Raw genomic sequence first — 16931 nt, 5'->3', positions numbered from 1 at the left:
CGTTTCCGCCAGTCATGTCTGCAGGAAAGAACAACGAACCAGTCAACCACTTTCCTGGTCCTGCACAACCAGCGGGAGCACCTGAAACGCTATCTGCTGATCCTCGGCAGAGAGCGTGATGATGACATACACATTTTTGTCTGCAAACGTTTCCGGGACCTGCCAGGTCAGCCGACCGGTCTCTGACAGCGTCATGCCTTCCGGCGCGGCGCTCAGTTCAACCGTCACGGACGGGGAACTGGATTGGAATTCCAGCTGGTAATCCAGCTCTGAACCTTTGACGCAGCTCTGGGGAGCGACTGAAGTGGCAAACAGATAAGGCTGCTGTTGTTTGTTGAGCGCATCGACCAGTGAGAACGGAACAATTCGCAGTGCGTCATCCGTAAAGGGCACGGTGACAATCTGATCCGACTGGTAAATGTAATGCACCCGCTTTTCCAGTGGTAACAGATCTTTCACACGGCGCCGTTCAGGATCTCTGTCGATGCGATCCAGTTCGTCAGACAGTCTTCCCAGGGGACCGATTATGCTCGAAGCAATTTTTTCTCCGGATTCGGCAAGAAAAATTTCGACCCTGGTATCTTCAAGCGGGTGGGACACATAGAAGTTCGGATGCGTGGAGGGCACCACTCTGCCCTCGCCGGGCTTATCGCCTCGATACCGGTACTCCGGGGAATAGGGGCCGGTGTCCGACAATATCAGCGCCCCAGTCATATCCGGCAGAAAGTATTTGCCCTCAGTGAAACGCTGGCGGTCTCCATTGAATCGCCAGATTTTTGGCTCCAGTGGTTTGCGTTTGACATTAAACAGCCCCCGAATGTTGCCGTCTTCGGAATTGGTAATACTAAACACGGTGCCATCCCCGGATGCTCGGAAGGTCAACGGGCCTGCTGATGAAACATCGGTCAGTCTGATCCTGTCATATTCAGGATCAGTCTGGAGCGTTTCCAGATCGTAGAACTGCAGCAGATACCGGTTTTGCCTGTCGTTCTCATTCATGAAATAGAGGAGTATTGGCCCCTGTGAAGCATAACCCAGCGCCATGTCCTTTAACTGAAAGTGGCCGGGGTAAGGTGCTTCCGACTCCTTCTCTAATGACTCAAACGACCAGCGTTCCAGCTTCTTTGCCGCCCGATCTGCAATCACAAAAGCATCCGCCCCGGCTGCGATCAGTGCGTCATCTGTCTCCAGGGGAATGGTTTTGACGATCTTAACCTCGTTGGCATCATAAATGGCGATCTGCTTCTGCTTTTTCAGATAGAGTACCAGGAAACGCCCGCGGCCACCCGCCACCAGATCTGCCATCACTCCCGGCAACTTGATCTCCTGCTGCCCTCCCGCATACCTTGTGAACCCCGGCTCGGTTTTCTCCTCTGTGGGGGCAATCCCGGAGACCGTTAGCAGTTCTGGCGGACTTCCGGGAGCAGTGCCGATCAGATCGATTACGGGAGGACCAGACTCAACTTCGGTGGTGGAACTCGCAGCAACCGCATTCTCCCCGGACGCTTCATCCGCATCATCGTCCGGCCACACGAGAAAAACGACACCGCCAATCAGCAGTACCAACCCGGTGAGGATCGCACCGATCATCAGAAACGTTCCGGCGACTTCGCCGAAGAGGTTTTTCCTGCTTTTCGCAGCGATTGACGGGCCTGTGCCTGCCTGGGGAATGGTCAGCAGGGTTTGACACTGCGGACACTCGATCTGCTCGCCCGCCTGATCGTCCCTGGTTTGATAACCTTTACCACAACCACTGCATTTGAATTGAATCACCATCGAAACCTCGGAAGCAACTTTCACATGTTGAAAACTTTAAGAGAAAAATCCATGCCCGCGCTCCCTACCGCCGCGAGGCTCTGGAATTCCGGCCGGGCCTGACCGGCGGCTCACCTAACACCCCCGGCTTGTATGCCACGTTAATCACAAACGCCTGCAGAAACCGGTCTCCCGAAGGCGTTTCCAAAAGCAGGTGGATTCGTTCTTTATCACTGGTGGAATTTTCCGGAACATCCCACTTGACGAGGCCTTCAGGCGTGACGGTCATTCCAACGGGTCCCCACGTTACCTGATATTTGATCGACTGCGTATGGGATTTGAATCTCACCTGGTACTGATAGGTATCTCCCCGCTCCACGTAACGGGTCGGAAAGCTCGTTACAAAGAGGAATTCGTCTCCATTTTTTCCCAGAGCCGCATCGATGTCAAAACGATGCAAAACAATCTCGTCCCGACTCTCCGGCAGAAAAGAAATCAGATGCGCCTCCGGGAGATATCGCAGACGCGCGTGGGCCGTTCTCAAGCCGAGCCTGAAATCGGGCCAGAGGTCTTTCGTCCAGATCTTGGGCAACGTAACCAGGACTGGCAATGAGCCCGTACGAAAAATATCAACAGAAGAACTGCCAGACACGAGCCTCATACTGAGGTCCCCCTGCAACGCAGGTATGCCGAAGGAGATGTCGCGATACTCCGTTTCCCTGGACAGGCGAACCAGATCCGGGAAGTAGACTCCGTTTTCCGTGTAGATGGCTTTCCCTTCCGGGCCCGGAATGACGATATTCAGGTATTCTCCGTCATTGTTCTTCGACCCCTTCCTGTCTTTTGCATAGTGAACCTGCGCCTGATTCCCCTTCACAGCGATCACCATCGTCCCGAACGTGGGATCTTTCCCCGACTGGGACAGACAAAAGACCCGCCCGTTGGCAGAGGCCTTGACCAGCAGGTTCTGACCTTCAATGGATTCCCATGATTCTTCTGACATCTGGATCGCACTCGGCTGGAGCGTTTGCAGATCCAGAAAAGAGGGGTGCCTGCCAGCCCCCGCTTCCGCCCCCACCAGGATCGGACCGTTCGAGGCGGCTCCCATGGTGATCCGCGACACCGGGTCTCCCGGAGGCAGAGCCACGGACAGTTCCTTTTCGAACGTCTGCAGACTGTACCGTTCCAGTTGACGCTGATCGCGGAGCAGGACCACCAGCTTGTCGGCCCCGGCAGCGACAGCAAGATCGTCCGACCCCACATCGAGCACTTTTACCGTTCGGGCTTCCACCACATCGAAAATCGCCAGCTGTGGTTGATCCTGCAACTGAAAGATCAGGTACCGACCGCCGCCACCATCAACGGCATCACCCACATAGGGGGCAGGCAGTTTCACCGTCGTGCTGGGGCCCTCAAATTGTGTGACCGACAGCGGGGGCAGCTTCACGGGAGCCAGGTGCGCTTCACCAGGCTGTGACTGCCCTACGGACGTCTCCTGGACGCCCAGCCAGAGCATCAGAAAAATGCAACCTGTCACTGCTGCTGATTTCATAATCGGTTTCCTTGTTGTATTCACTGATCCCGTACTTCCACTGCCGACGCAACCAGGGACATCAGACGCTCCCGTCCTGCCCTGTTCTGATTGTTTCAGTACACCTCCGGAATGGTGATTTTAAAGGTGTATGTGCATTCCTTGCCGGATTGACTTTTAATTAGCACCTCAACTTCCGGATGTAATGTGGAATAATTTGCAGGAATCTTCCACGTCATCAGGCCGTCAGGTGAGATCTGCATTCCTTCGGGTGCAGATTCCAATTGATAGGTCACATCCTCTCTGGACTGGACGGACAACTGATGTTTCCAGAGCGTTCTGAGCTGGCCGGCCGGAGGATACAACGAAGTCAGATAGAGATAATCTTCCCCCGATTCTTTCAGCAGTTCCCTGATGTCAATTTTGTGCAGGAGTAATGTATCCCTCGAATTGGGAACCTGTACCAGCAGATTCGCATCCGGCAGGTAGGTGAACCGTTTTTTAATCGGAACCGGATTCTTTGACTTGTTCGAGCTGAGAGAAAAATCGACATCCTCCAGGGCAAACTGGGGGTTCTCTTTCCCTTCCACCCGCAGGGTCAGCATGTCGATGCTGCGGTGCGTCTTTTTTGAGCGGCCCGGGAGCGTCACTAAATAATAACCGGGTTGTGCCGCAGGAACCCGCCAGGTGTGGTATTTCGAAGGTCTGCTCGGTTCCACTGCAGACAGGTGGCTTCCTTTCGTGGAATAAACTCGCGTGCCAGCCGGATTGGGGATCAGGTCGGAACTGATTCCTTCCGGTCGAAACGTCTCCAGAGAAACGGCCGTTAATTTCAGAATTCCTCCTGATACAACAACCATGCGGCCATCCGCCGAGATTCGGTCGGTCCCCAGGAATTGCGAATACACCCTCGCATTTTCCAGGGGAATCGTCATCTGACTCCTGAGCGCCATTCCCGCACTGGAATTGCGATCAACGCCGGGGGGCAGCTCTCCCTTGAGATGCTCCAGCTTGATCTCCTGCATCAAAACCGGATCAAAAAAGCGATAGGGAGTAGCGCTTTTCACCACCAGCACCAGAGGTCCGCGCGAGGCATGTCCGAGCATGATCCCGTCTAATGGTTCCTCAACAGGCAGCGTCGCAGACGCCTCCTGCTGAAACGTCTTCAGGCTCCAGCGTTTCAGAATCTTACTCTCTGGATCGACCACCAGCAGGTGTTCTGCTCCCGCTGCGAACATCACCTTTTTTGAGTCGACCGGCACAAATTTGATGATTCTGGCCTGGGACGTATCAAAGACTCCCAACCGATTCAGTTTCTCAAAATGCAAAATGAGATAGCGACCACCTCCCCCTGTAACCAGATCCGTGAATTCTCCAGGCAGCTTGACCTGCTTCTGCTTCCCTGCAAACTGGACCGGTTCCAGCTGTGGTAGAGTGATTTGAGACGCACGGTCGAGGCGATCTCGGACCGTCTTTGAATCGAATCTGGCGAGCTGCATTCGTGCCGGTACAGGCGGGGAAGCTGATCGAGCGGGCGCCTTTCCGGTTATGGAAAGCAGGTAGGGATGATATAGAGACTTGCCTGCCGAATTGGTCACGGTCATGATGACTGTCTCCTGGTCGTTCTCAAAATCGCGGGGGACAGTCCAGCTCACAACACCTGCGTCGGAAACCGTCATCCCCGCCGGCCCGGAATCGATCTGGTACTTCAACGGTGTCTGGTTTGATTTGACTTCGAGTGCATATTCATACTGCTTGCCACGCGCCGCGGTCCTGACCGGCTGGCTCTGGATGAAAAAGTAATTCTCTTGGCGGTCCTTTAAAATCTGATCCAGCTTGATACGATGCAGATGAATTCGACTTTTCGTTTCGGAAAGGTAGACGAGGGTCTCTGCCTGGGGAATATAAAAGGCTTTCATGTATCTCCCGTCGGAACTCATCATCGACTCGTTGATATGATGCTCTGTCTCCCAGACATCCGGGATGATGACCAGCGGCTCTGTATCACCAAGCATGTAGATCTTGACATCGCGTTTCGAACCGGGTTTCCTGTGCACCAGCAGGTTCGGATCCATGGAAGGATACAGGTATTTCAATTCCTGGTAGACAGGAGTCAAACCTCTGTCCATGACCACGCCGCGGACAAAAAGATGATTGCCATCAGGTCCGGGGATCACCGGTCCGTAAGTTTTGTTCAGGGAAGCGGTTTTCAGCTGTTTCCCGTCCACTTCTAAGGTCCCCCCTGACCAGCTGCGATCTCCCTCCATACCGAACCCAAAGACCTTCCCATCGGCTGAAGCATTGATGTGCATGCCGCTGATCTTTCCCAGTTGCATCCCAGAGGGAAACTCGTTTTCGAGTTCAATCGGTTCCAGAGATTCCAGGTCGAGAAAACTGATTTGGAATACTCGATGATCCCGTTCCTCGGTCCGGACAGAGCCGACATAAACCGGGCCATTCGAAGCCGCTCCCATCGCCAGCTGCACCACGACCCCCTCCACCGGGATCCGCCGCGTATATTCTTCCTTAAACGTCGGCAGCTCATATCGTGTGAGGATTCTCTGATCGTGATTGAGGACAACCAGTTTGGTCGCACTGGCGGCAAAGGATACCAGTCTGGAATTCACGGTCAGGTAATTTACGACGCGCGCCCGGCACACATCAAACAGCGCCAGTTGCCGGATATCCGGTAAGTAAAAGATGAGATAACGACCGCCGCCCCCGGAAATGACGCGACTGAAGTGGCGCGGCAACTTGATCACAGCGCGATCACCTTCAAAAGCAGACGCGCTGATTTCAGGCAAAATCGGGGGCCTCAGGTGTGTTTCACCTGCCTCCCCGGCTGGCGTCAGACGCCGGGGCTCCGATCTGACAGGCTGATCCCTGATTTTCAGCGTGGTCTCGATGACGGTCCCTCTTCCACGGGGATCCTTGAAAAGAAACTTCAGTTCGATCTGATCGGCCAAATGAGATAAGTCGACGCCGAAATCCTCAGGCACCTCCCAGCGAATCTTACCTTCCGGGGTCACAGTGATCCCGTCGGGAGGCTGAATCAGTTCCACCTTGACATCATCGCCCCAGACAGACTTGACCTTAATTTCAGACTCGTATAATTCCCCCCGAAATGCGACTTCCGCAGGAGAACGCGAAACATAGAGCCCGAGTTTTCCTTTTTTCTTCACTTCCTCAACGACATCCAGCGAACGCACATCAAGCGAATTATTCGTGTCCATGATGTACATCATCAGCTGCGCCTGCTCGATAAAGATACGTCGCGGGTAGCCAGGCGTTTTGACATCAGGGCGATACCCGTTCGGCACAACGATCCGATTTAACTTCGGAGATAATTCAGGGCCAGGCCCCGGCACAACCGCTAAATTCTTATGCTCTCCTGGCAGACTGACCGAATAAGGATTTCCTCTACCCCCAAGTGGATGCAGATAAAAATCACTGAAACGGGACGGGTACCCGCCGATCAGGTTTCCAAAGGGATCGAGTTTTTTCAGCTCCTGATCGTAGATCCCCGTCAGATTAAACAGCCTGTTGCCATCATGATTGAGAAAGACTTTTCCCCAGGTTTCTTTCAGAAAACGTGTCTGAACCGTCCTCCCTTGAATCGCCACCCGCAGCATCCCTGAAGGGGATTCATTCGCCAGGCTGATTCCAAACACGCGACCATCGGCGGAAGCTTCGACATCACACTGCCCCGCCTGATTCAGCTCCCACTCGGATAACAGTTGAACCGATGACGGGCCCAGTGTCTCCAGATCCAGAAACTGCCACGCGTCATGCGTTTTTTCGGCCCCCAGTAATATCGGTCCATTGGAAGCCGCTCCCATGGTGATGTGAGCCACTTTCAAATCGGCAGGCAGTGTCTGTGACCGCTCCTCTTTCAGCGTGGGCAATTGATACCGCTGAATCTTGTGTTGATCGCGATAGACAACCACCAGCTTGTCGGCCCCGGCGGTATAACAGAAATCCTGTGAATTCAGATCGAGCGCATTCACGATCCCGAGTCGGGAAACATCAAACACCACCAGTTGTCTCTTGTCCGGAACGTGAAATACAAAAAAACGCCCGCCGCCGCCAATCGCCAGTTCGCTGCAGGCACCGGGCAGCCTGATGACAGTCTGCTCTCCTTTCATCCGGGCTGGTGTCACTTCCGGCAGATTGACAGGCTGCAGATGTGCTTCCCCTGGTCCGTGTTTCCGTTGCCTTTCCGACTCGTCGCCGGACGCCTGCAGGACCGTGAGACAGCAGAATACACATCCAGACAAGATTGAGAGTCCGACCCTTTGAATGCGTGAAAACACGGGGAATTTCCTTCTGAATCGGGATAGAGTGGCGGTTTAAGGATTCGACAGAGTGACAACATGAAAAAATCAGAAGGCCCCAATGCTGAGCGCAGATGCACACATATTGTATTGTTCATAATGATCATCGGAATTACCCGGATCAACCTGGATTACGAAACATTTTTTCAGATTCAACGTTTTAGAAAGTTCCTGAATGATCAGTCGCCAGCTGTGGAACACGACAGAGAAAGTGCTCTCGCTTGACCGGACCCATGGCCTGACTGATACTGAAGAGAACCGCATTCGAATTTTACTTCCAGCAGGAAATAGAAAATGACACGACTGGCGCAAACTATCAGACTTCTCTCAGCACTCCTCTCGATCCTGTTTTTGACATCGGTCTGCCCCGCGCAAGACAGGAAAGATTCACAGCAGAGCTCGAAAAAGAACTCCGACCTGCCCCACGTCCTGATCATTGGCGACTCGATTTCGATCGGATACACCAAACCCACCATCGAACTGCTCAAAGGGGTGGCCGACGTGGAGCGCGTCAAAGCCAATTGCGGCGATACGCAGCGGGGACTCAAAAACCTCAAACGCTGGCTGGGGAAAACCGACTGGGACGTGATCCATTTCAACTGGGGACTGCACGATCTCTGCTACCGGCACCCGGATTCCAAAACCCAGGGACACCGCGACAAAGTCAACGGCACCATCTCCGTTCCCCTGGACGAGTACGAGAAAAATCTGGAAGCACTGGTGAAGCAACTCGAAAAAACAGGCGCCACACTGATCTGGGCCACCACCACTCCGGTTCCCGAAGGGGAAGCGGGCCGCGTTGTGGGCGATGACCTGAAATACAACGAGGTCGCCACAAAGATCATGAAACAGCACGGCATCAAAATCGACGATCTGCACCAGCTCGCTTTAAGCTTCGACGCGTCCCTCTGGGCCGGCCCGGGCAACGTCCACTTCAAACCCGCCGGATCTGCGAAACTGGCAAAACAGGTGGCCAGCGAAATCAAAGCCGCACTGCCGGCAAAAAAGACAGACAAAAACTGAACGTGCCCATCTGTCAGCAAGACGATCACACTACTCCACGATCACCTGTAGTTCATTCAGTCTCCAGTGGGAGTCCTCATCATGAAACGGTTCACATCCCTGCTGGTTCTAATTCTGATCTCGTCTTCCGTGGTGCCAGGTCAGGAGCCCGAAACACTCCCCCCCTTGAAAGACGGATCAGCACCACAAAACTTTGAGGAAATGTGGGCCGGCTTTGATCCACGTCAGGAACCTCTCGAAGTGGAAGTTCTCAAAGAGTGGGAAGAAGACGGCGTGATGCTACGCGTGGTACGATTCCGGATGGGCGTCTTCAAAGGTCAGACCGCCCGACTGGCGGGGATTTTTGGATTTCCCAAAAGCGCCGCCGGAAGTAAGAAAACATTACCCGGACTGGTACAGATTCACGGTGGAGGACAATACGCTGACTACCAGGCGTGTCTCATGAACGCCAGGCGAGGATACGCCACAGTCTCCATTGCCTGGGCAGGACGGATCAATGCCCCCGACTACCGGGTGACTCCGGTTGAAGTAAAACTGTTCTGGGAAGGCAAGACTGACGATCCAAACTATAAGGTGACCACAGACTGGGGCGCTCTCGACGGTTATCATGCGCCAGGGAAACATCCCGGCAACGTCTTTCCCAGCGCCAGGCCCGCCGACTGGACGCTGGACCAGGTCGAGTCGCCGCGCAATAGTGGCTGGTTTCTATGTGCACTCGCCGCACGTCGCGCACTGACATTTCTGGAACAACAGCCGATGGTCGACCCGGATCGACTGGGCGTATATGGACATTCCATGGGTGGCAAACTCACCGTCCTGACAGCACCCGACCCGCGCGTGAAAGCTGCAGCTCCCTCCTGTGGCGGTATCAGCGATCGTTACAATCAAAGCCCGCTCTTTCGGGCGACCCTGGGTGATGATGTCAGCCTGAAACAGATCTCCTGTCCGATCATCTTCCTCAGCCCCGCAAACGACTTTCACGGGCGTCTGGGCAACCTGCCTGCTGCGGTCAGCGAAATCAAAAGTAGCGAATGGCGTGTCACCTGTTCGCCACACCACAATCACCAGGACACGCCCGATTTTGAAGTCGCGACAATGCTCTGGCTGGACCAGCATTTGAAAAAATCATTTTCGTTTCCGAAGACACCGACAACAACACTGACACTCAAAACCAGCGATGGCGTACCCCGGTTCCAGGTGCAACCAGATCGATCCCGGCCCGTTCTCGCGGTCGATATCTATTATACTCAACAGGGGAAACAGGACGAGCGTCCCGAAGACCGGCTGCAGACCATGCATCGCTTCTGGCATCATGCGCCAGCTACTGAAGGCGATGGGACCTGGACGGCAACACTCCCCCTGGGCAATATCAACCAGCCGCTCTGGGTCTACGCCAACGTGCGGTATTCTCTCGATGAACCTGTTTCCGGAGCGGGCTATTACTACCGGCCCTACACCACAAAATCATTCAACGTCTCGTCGCTGGTCACACAGGTCGCCCCCGACCGAATGCGTGATGCCGGTGCCCGGGCGACTCTTGAACCGACACTCCTGATCGAAGACTTTCAAGACGATTGGCACAAGGAATGGTTTAACTATCGACCTGACGAATGGACGCTGATCACACATAAACTCAATGACGCTACCTGGACAGCGCCAAAGCAGGCACAGCTTGCGTTGGAAGTGCGCGCTGCGGAAGCCAATCTGCTGGTGTTCGTCATTGACGGATACGCCGCTGAGGTCGAACTCAAAGGGGGCGGCGACTGGGAGAGCATTGTTCTGAAAGCAGATGATTTTCAAAGCTGGAACGGCGATGAATTACCAGGCTGGGAAGGCATTCGACAGCTGAAAATCACTCACGCCGAGAGACTGCAGCCAACACGCAGAGGTAAAGGACAGCCAAGAATCATCGGTAAGAACTGGCGCGGCCCTGCACCGGAGTTTCGTAATCTGCACTGGCAGAGAAAGCCATAATTTCAGAACGTACCGGCCGGTTTCCATAGAAATCAAAGCGGCATAGGAGCTGAAAAAACGAAAGCAAATTGAACATCTTCCCAGTGAGAACTGACAGACTGAGTGTCAGGCGCACAGTATATTTAGGTATCAACTGATTACTCACAATCGAAGTCTCTGACTGCTAAGCCATACTTGACCCAGAGGTCCGGTTGTCTGATACTGAAAGAATTCATATTGGAGTTGATTTATATTCAACATCACCCGCGCATGCACCTATTGTCAGCAACAGCAGACCAGCTCACCCGTAGTTTGGAGAAACGAGTAATGACGGAACCAACGGAATCAAACGTATCACGACGCGAGTTCATCAAGACCAGCGCCACGACCGGTGCCGCAGCGAGCCTGCTGGCCGCAACTGCACAGACACGCGCAGCCGGTGCGAACGGACGATTACGGATCGGCGTGATCGGGGCAGGGAATCGCGGCTTCAATACCATCACGAAAAAACTCGTCAAACTCCGCGGGCTGGGTCGCAACATCGACCTCGTTTCCGTCGCCGATGTCTACTCGGTGCATCGTCAGCGCTTTGTCGACTACATCAAGGAACAGACCGGCGTCACACCGACCACGCACATCGACCATCACGATCTGCTGGCCGACAAGGACATCGACGCGGTCGTCATCGCCACCCCCGATCACTGGCACGCCCGGATCACGCTGGATGCGCTCGCCGCAGGCAAACACGTTTATTGCGAAAAGCCGATGACGCACACGGTCGAAGAAGGCGCGGAAGTCGTAGCTGCCTGGAAAGCCAGCGACCGCGTGATGCAGGTCGGCGTGCAATCGACCAGTGCACCTGTCTGGGACATGGCCCGCGAGAAAATCGACGCTGGCCTGCTGGGCAAAGTCGTGCAGTTCCAGACCGAGTGTGCCCGCAACGGCAAGTTCGGTATGTCGCGGCACAACCTGATCACCAAAGAAATGACGCCGCAGACGGTCGACTTCCGTCGCTTCCTCGGCGTGGATGAGGGCTTTCATCCCGACGTGCCCTTCGACCGTGAGATCTTCGGACAATGGCGTTGTTACTGGGCCTTCGGGTACGGCATGTTCTCCGACCTGTTCGTGCACCGTGTGACCGGCATGTTGAAAGCCACGGGACTCCGCAAGCCCGGTCGCGTGGTCGGTGGCGGCGGGATCTTTTTTGAATACGACGATCGCGAAGTCACCGACGTCGCCTCGATCATCGCCGACTTCCACGAAGGCGTGCAGGGGCTGGTCAGCAGCACCATGGTCAGCGAAGAACGCAAGCTGGATCACATCATCCGCGGCCACAACGGACTGCTGCTGTTCGACAAGAGCTGTTCAGGAAACAGCGGCAAGTGTTCGTTCGAATTTGTCCCCGAACGACCGCAGGTCACGCTCAACAGCAAACTCAAACCCGAGACATTCCACGTACAAACCGAGCTCGACATCGTGTCGACGCACTGCGCGAACTGGCTCGACGCCATCCGCTCGGGCAAACCCACCTCCGTCAATAACGATCCGGAACTGGGCGCAGCCGCGGTGATGCTCGTCAACCTGGCCGTACGCAGCTACCGCGAAGGCAAGGTGTTCCACGTCGATCGCGAAGGACAGGTCGGCGAAGGCAACAGCAGCTGGGCGGACGGCTGGGAGAAACTCTCCAAGGCAGAAGCCAAACCCCGCCATGTGCCCGGCTGGCATGCAGGAGACACGGGCAGCGTCATGTACCCACCCGAATATCAGAAGCTCGCCGGCCCCTGGATCGATGGCAAGCCGCCCGAAGCGTAATGACAATCGCTGACCGCTGATGACTCACACCTGGCTTAAGATATCATAAAGGACGAGAAACAGATGAAGAGCAACGTACAAATCAACGCCGGGGTGAAACTACTGGCCCTGTGTCTCGTCTCACTCTGCATGAGCCCTGCCCCGGTAGAAGCGGAACCACCCGCTGCAGAAACGGAGCTGTTCAACGGCCGGGATCTCTCCGGCTGGGTCAACGTCAACGGCGCGCCAGACACCTGGCAGGTCAAGGACGGCACCATCGTCTGCACGGGCGAACCACGCTGTTTCCTGCGCACCGATCGGATGTTTGAGAACTATGTCCTGGAACTCGAGTGGCGGCACGAGAAAGCCGGCGGCAATTCCGGCCTGTTCTTCCACGCCGATGCACTGCCGCAGATCGGTGCCCCGTATCCGCGTGCCATCGAAGCCCAGTTGTTCGACGACGACCATGGCAGTCTGTTTGGAATTCGCGGTGCCTCTCTCGTGCCGCTGACCGATCCCGACAAAAAGGGGACCACTGCGCGAGCCCGTCCCCTCGAAAAACGCTTTAAACCCGCCGGCCAGTGGAATCAGTACGTGCTCACATCAAAGGACGGCACCGTGGAACTGGCCGTCAACGGAAAGGTGGTCACGCGAGCGAAACAGACGAGCCTCGTCAAAGGCTACATTGGCCTGCAGTCGGAACACACCAAGGTGCATTTTCGCAACATCCGCATTCGCGAATTGCCCTCGAGCAACCCGCCGCCGGAAAAAATCGCGCAGGCTGACGCAGGCTTTAAGTCGCTGTTCGACGGACTCACGTTTGCCGGCTGGAACCATCGGCCGGGACACAAGGGGCACTGGGTCGCGCATGACGGCGAAATCCACTACGACGGCAAGGCCGAGTCCAAAAAACGGGCCGACCGCGACCTCTGGACAAAGGAAGAATTCGAAGACTTTGTCCTGATCGTCGACTGGCGTCTCTCTGCCGAACCGGAAATGAAGCCGCACCCCATCGTCCTGTTTAACGGCGATTTCCTGATGGAGGCAGACAATCCCCGCAAACGCGTCACCCGCCCGCACCTCGATGCCGGCGACAGCGGCATTTATATTCGCGGCAGTTCCAAAGCCCAGCTCAACGTCTGGAGCCAGGTCCTCGGTTCCGGCGAAATCAACGGCTACCGCACCGACAAGACAATGCCGCCCGAAGTCCGCCGCGCATGCATCCCCATCAAAAACGCGGACCGTCCACTCGGTCAATGGAACCGCTTCGAGATCACCATGCGCGGCGATCGCGTATCAGTAGTCCTCAATGGCACCACCGTCATCGAAGGCGCACAGCTCCCGGAAATTCCTCCGCAAGGCCCCATCGCCCTGCAGCACCACAACGACCCCGTGGAGTTCCGCAATCTGTTTATCAAAGAGTTGAAGTGACATGACAACACCTGGCGTTCGCTTTGGATTGATTGGCTACGGCGCGTGGGGCCAATGCCACGCGGAAGCGATCCGCAAAACCGACGGTGCGGAACTCGTTGCCATCGCGGCCAAATCCGAGTCGACCTGTGCGTCGGCCCGGGAAGCATTTCCCGAGGCGGCTGTCTCGACCGACTACCGGGATCTGCTGGCGCGTGACGACGTGGACATTGTCGATGTCGTGCTGCCCAGCTTTCTGCATCACGAAGTCGCCTCCGCCGTCCTTCAGGCGGGCAAGCACCTGCTCCTGGAAAAGCCGATGTGCCTGACGGTCGAGCAGTGCGACGATCTGAACCGACAGGCCAGCGCAGGCGGCCGACTGCTGGCCATTGGACATGAGCTGCGCTTGTCTTCCCTGTGGAGCAAAGTCAAGCAGATGATCGACGAGGGTTTCGTCGGCGAACCACAGTACGTGCTCGTCGAGTTGTCGCGCAACCCATATCGACTCGGAGCGGATGGCTGGCGTTACGACATCGACCGCGTGGGGAACTGGATCCTGGAAGAGCCGATTCACTTTTTCGATTTCGCCCGCTGGTATCTGTCGTCTGCCGGCGAACCGGTTTCGGTCTTCGCCACCGCCAACTCACGCCAGCCGAACCATCCCGAACTGCAGGATAACTTCAGCGCGATCGTAAAGTTCAACGGCGGCAAGTACGCCGTGGTCTCGCAGTCACTGTCGATGTTCGAGCACCACCAGACCGTCAAAGTGGCCGGCACGAAAGGCTCGCTGTGGGCCAGCTGGAGCGGCGCGATGGACCGCACGTTGCATCCGACGTTTTTCCTCAAGACCTCTGACGGCGAAACCGTCACCGACATCCCCATCGAAAAAATCACCGGTGAAGTCTACGAGCTGGAAGACGAAATGGCCATGCTGGTCCGCGCCGTCCGGGACGACAAGCCGCTGATGACAACCGGCGCAGACGGCAAATGGTCCGTCGCGATGTGTGTTGCAGCCCAGCGCTCGGTCGAGACAGGCAATCCGGTCGATATGAGCGAAGTGCTCCCCTGAAAATAACAGCACACGCAAGGGTGTGGCTGGTATCATTCACGGGGACTACGCAAACCGGCAATCTGCTGACAGGAAACACGCTATGAATCACAACATTTTCAGGCATATCAGGGTCGCGCTGTTTTTCGGTCTCATCACAACCTCAGCGACATGCGTGGCTGCTGCGGAACCGACGTCTGCCCGGAAACAGATTCCGCTGACGCACTCTGAGCAATGGCAGAACTTCCAGCAGGCCGAACGCATCACAGACCTGACCCGCTGCATCCCGGCCAACGCATTGTCAGATCGTCGTCAGCATAATAAATGGAAAGTGTTTGAATACGAGACGGCTGAGTTCTCGGGAAAATGTATCTCGGTCGGACGTGAGTCATCCGCGCCGGACCTGACATTGCAGCTAGGCAAGCAAGGCTGGCACGCCGTCTATATCGGACTGAGCTCGATCACCGATCTCGTGCGCCCCGCTAAGAATAATGTGGAGGCCAAATTCACCAGCGACCCTGCTTACACCCGGCTGAGCAATCGCCTCGACCTGGGTCCACAACGCCGGGATGTGCTGGAAGAAGTGTTTCTGGGCGCCGCAGACCTGACCGACAACGACTTACAGTTCTCCACCGTGTACCACATGCCGGCGCGGATCCATTTTGTCAAAACCATTCCGCTGACCGACGAGGAAGTCGCCTCGCTACTGGCCGATCGTGCGCAAAAGAAAACCAAAACAGCGGTGGCCACGTTTGACGGCTATACCTGGATTCATCCGTTTCGTCCTCAGAATCGCGCCGATCTCGCGGCGACGTTTTCCGCTTACCGCGACAGTGATTTCAAGACCTGGTGGTTTCAGGTGGGGGGCGCTGATCTCGTCCATCACCCGAGCCAGGTGGGAAACCTGATGGGGGCACAGCTGGATACGTTCCCGCGGGAAGTCGATCGCGAGTATGTCGAATCGGTCCGCCATTTGCATCAGCAGGGAATTGACCCTCTGAAAGTGGCAGTGGAAGAAGCACACAAACAACAGGCGGAAATTCTCATCTGCCTGCGTGCTGCCGGCTGGAAAGCGGCACCGCCGTGGGAGGAGTTCTTCATGAGTGATTTTTACGAAGCACATCCCGAGTGGCGCTGCATCGATTACGACGGCACGCCCACCATGCATCTCAGCTACGCTGCAGAGGAAGTTCAGGACCATCTGATCGAAGTCTATCGCGAAGCACTGCAGCGAGGCGCAGATGGGGCCGGCTTTCTCTTTCATCGCGGCATGCCCATGATCCTGTGGGAAGAACCGTTCTGTCAGCGGTTCATCAAAGAATACGGAAAAGATCCCCGCCAGCTGGCCGAAGACGACCCGCGCGTGCTCCAGCTGCGGGCGACGATTGTTACAGAGTTCATGCGCAAAATTCGCAAGCTGCTGGATGAGGTTTCGACTCAGCGCGGAACCCCCAATCGTCGCCTTAAACTGGCCGTTTCTACCTTTTCCACCCCTGCAGATAATCGGAAGTTCGGACTGGATGTAGAACGCTGGATTGAAGAAAAACTGATCGACCAGATCGGCATTGCCTGGTTCGCGTATTATACCAGCGGGCTGAAATCGAAGTCGGGAGACACGGCTTACTACGCCCGCATCACCAAGGGAACCAATGTGAAAATCTTCCCTTTCTACATTGGCTGGAAAATGGAAAGTGCGGACAGCCTGCTGAAATCGGTCACGCGGGACTATGAAAATGGGGCCGATGGAATCGCCGTCTGGGATCCAAATCAGTTCGTCACCTGGCAAAAGGGGCGCCATCCTTACTGGCCGCTGGTTTCAAAGCTCGGTCATCGCCAGCAACTCCGCGATGGCTCATTCATTTTCAAACCCACTGCCATCCCCCTGACCAGACTGGGCGAAAATTATTTTAGTCGCTGGTACCCGAATACCGGGTTTTAAAGACCAGACCGCTCCCCGATATCAAAGCCAATTCGCATCACACTTTGCTTGACCCTGCGGTTCCGTTGGTTGATACTGAAGCAAACACACCACACCATGCGTCAATTTAAGGTTCCCGACATCCTTTTCTGACCCTTTTGCGAAACT

At 55.6% G+C, this 16931-nt stretch carries 9 protein-coding genes; 6 read left to right on the top strand and 3 right to left on the bottom strand.

Features of this window, described 5'->3' with window-relative positions; translation table 11 throughout:
- Positions 1-42: 42 nt before the first annotated feature.
- The 3 genes from Enr10x_RS01120 to Enr10x_RS01110 form a co-directional block, all read right to left on the bottom strand.
- Positions 43-1800, bottom strand: a complete 1758-nt coding sequence (locus tag Enr10x_RS01120) for a hypothetical protein (RefSeq protein ID WP_145447905.1) — start codon at positions 1798-1800, stop codon at positions 43-45.
- 40 nt (positions 1801-1840) lie between these two features.
- Positions 1841-3307 carry a hypothetical protein gene (locus Enr10x_RS01115; RefSeq protein ID WP_145447904.1) on the bottom strand — a complete coding sequence of 489 codons (1467 nt, stop codon included), beginning with the start codon at positions 3305-3307 and terminating at the stop codon, positions 1841-1843.
- Positions 3308-3402: 95 nt separating this feature from the next.
- Positions 3403-7599: a hypothetical protein gene (locus Enr10x_RS01110; RefSeq protein WP_145447903.1), complete on the bottom strand. Its 4197-nt coding sequence runs from the start codon at positions 7597-7599 to the stop codon at positions 3403-3405.
- Between the two features lie 315 nt (positions 7600-7914).
- Here Enr10x_RS01110 and Enr10x_RS01105 point away from each other — a divergent pair, with 315 nt between their 5' ends.
- The 6 genes from Enr10x_RS01105 to Enr10x_RS01080 all read left to right on the top strand — a co-directional run bounded on the left by Enr10x_RS01105 (position 7915) and on the right by Enr10x_RS01080 (position 16784).
- Positions 7915-8643 carry an SGNH/GDSL hydrolase family protein gene (locus Enr10x_RS01105; protein WP_145447902.1) on the top strand — a complete coding sequence of 243 codons (729 nt, stop codon included), beginning with the start codon at positions 7915-7917 and terminating at the stop codon, positions 8641-8643.
- 81 nt (positions 8644-8724) lie between these two features.
- On the top strand, positions 8725-10617 hold the full coding sequence (locus Enr10x_RS01100; protein WP_145447901.1) for an alpha/beta hydrolase: 1893 nt from the start codon (positions 8725-8727) through the stop codon (positions 10615-10617).
- A gap of 306 nt (positions 10618-10923) precedes the next feature.
- Entirely contained in the window at positions 10924-12408 is a 1485-nt protein-coding gene (locus Enr10x_RS01095; protein WP_145116077.1) for a Gfo/Idh/MocA family protein, read from the top strand.
- 63 nt (positions 12409-12471) lie between these two features.
- Positions 12472-13818 carry a 3-keto-disaccharide hydrolase gene (locus tag Enr10x_RS01090; protein ID WP_145447900.1) on the top strand — a complete coding sequence of 449 codons (1347 nt, stop codon included), beginning with the start codon at positions 12472-12474 and terminating at the stop codon, positions 13816-13818.
- Between the two features lies 1 nt (position 13819).
- Positions 13820-14866: a Gfo/Idh/MocA family protein gene (locus Enr10x_RS01085; protein ID WP_145103031.1), complete on the top strand. Its 1047-nt coding sequence runs from the start codon at positions 13820-13822 to the stop codon at positions 14864-14866.
- An 82-nt stretch (positions 14867-14948) separates the two neighbouring features.
- Entirely contained in the window at positions 14949-16784 is a 1836-nt protein-coding gene (locus Enr10x_RS01080) for a family 10 glycosylhydrolase (RefSeq protein ID WP_145103027.1), read from the top strand.
- Positions 16785-16931: the final 147 nt, after the last annotated feature.

The organism is Gimesia panareensis, assembly GCF_007748155.1.
Lineage (GTDB): Bacteria > Planctomycetota > Planctomycetia > Planctomycetales > Planctomycetaceae > Gimesia > Gimesia panareensis.
This window is presented reverse-complemented; position numbering and strand designations above follow the sequence as displayed.

What these genes read in the sequence shown, in the direction of transcription:
- Enr10x_RS01085 (WP_145103031.1), top strand. Translation starts at nt 13,820, where the DNA reads ATGACAACACCTGGCGTTCGCTTTGGATTGATTGGCTACGGCGCGTGG.
- Enr10x_RS01115 (WP_145447904.1), bottom strand. Translation starts at nt 3,307, where the DNA reads ATGAAATCAGCAGCAGTGACAGGTTGCATTTTTCTGATGCTCTGGCTG.
- Enr10x_RS01100 (WP_145447901.1), top strand. Translation starts at nt 8,725, where the DNA reads ATGAAACGGTTCACATCCCTGCTGGTTCTAATTCTGATCTCGTCTTCC.
- Enr10x_RS01080 (WP_145103027.1), top strand. Translation starts at nt 14,949, where the DNA reads ATGAATCACAACATTTTCAGGCATATCAGGGTCGCGCTGTTTTTCGGT.
- Enr10x_RS01095 (WP_145116077.1), top strand. Translation starts at nt 10,924, where the DNA reads ATGACGGAACCAACGGAATCAAACGTATCACGACGCGAGTTCATCAAG.
- Enr10x_RS01105 (WP_145447902.1), top strand. Translation starts at nt 7,915, where the DNA reads ATGACACGACTGGCGCAAACTATCAGACTTCTCTCAGCACTCCTCTCG.
- Enr10x_RS01090 (WP_145447900.1), top strand. Translation starts at nt 12,472, where the DNA reads ATGAAGAGCAACGTACAAATCAACGCCGGGGTGAAACTACTGGCCCTG.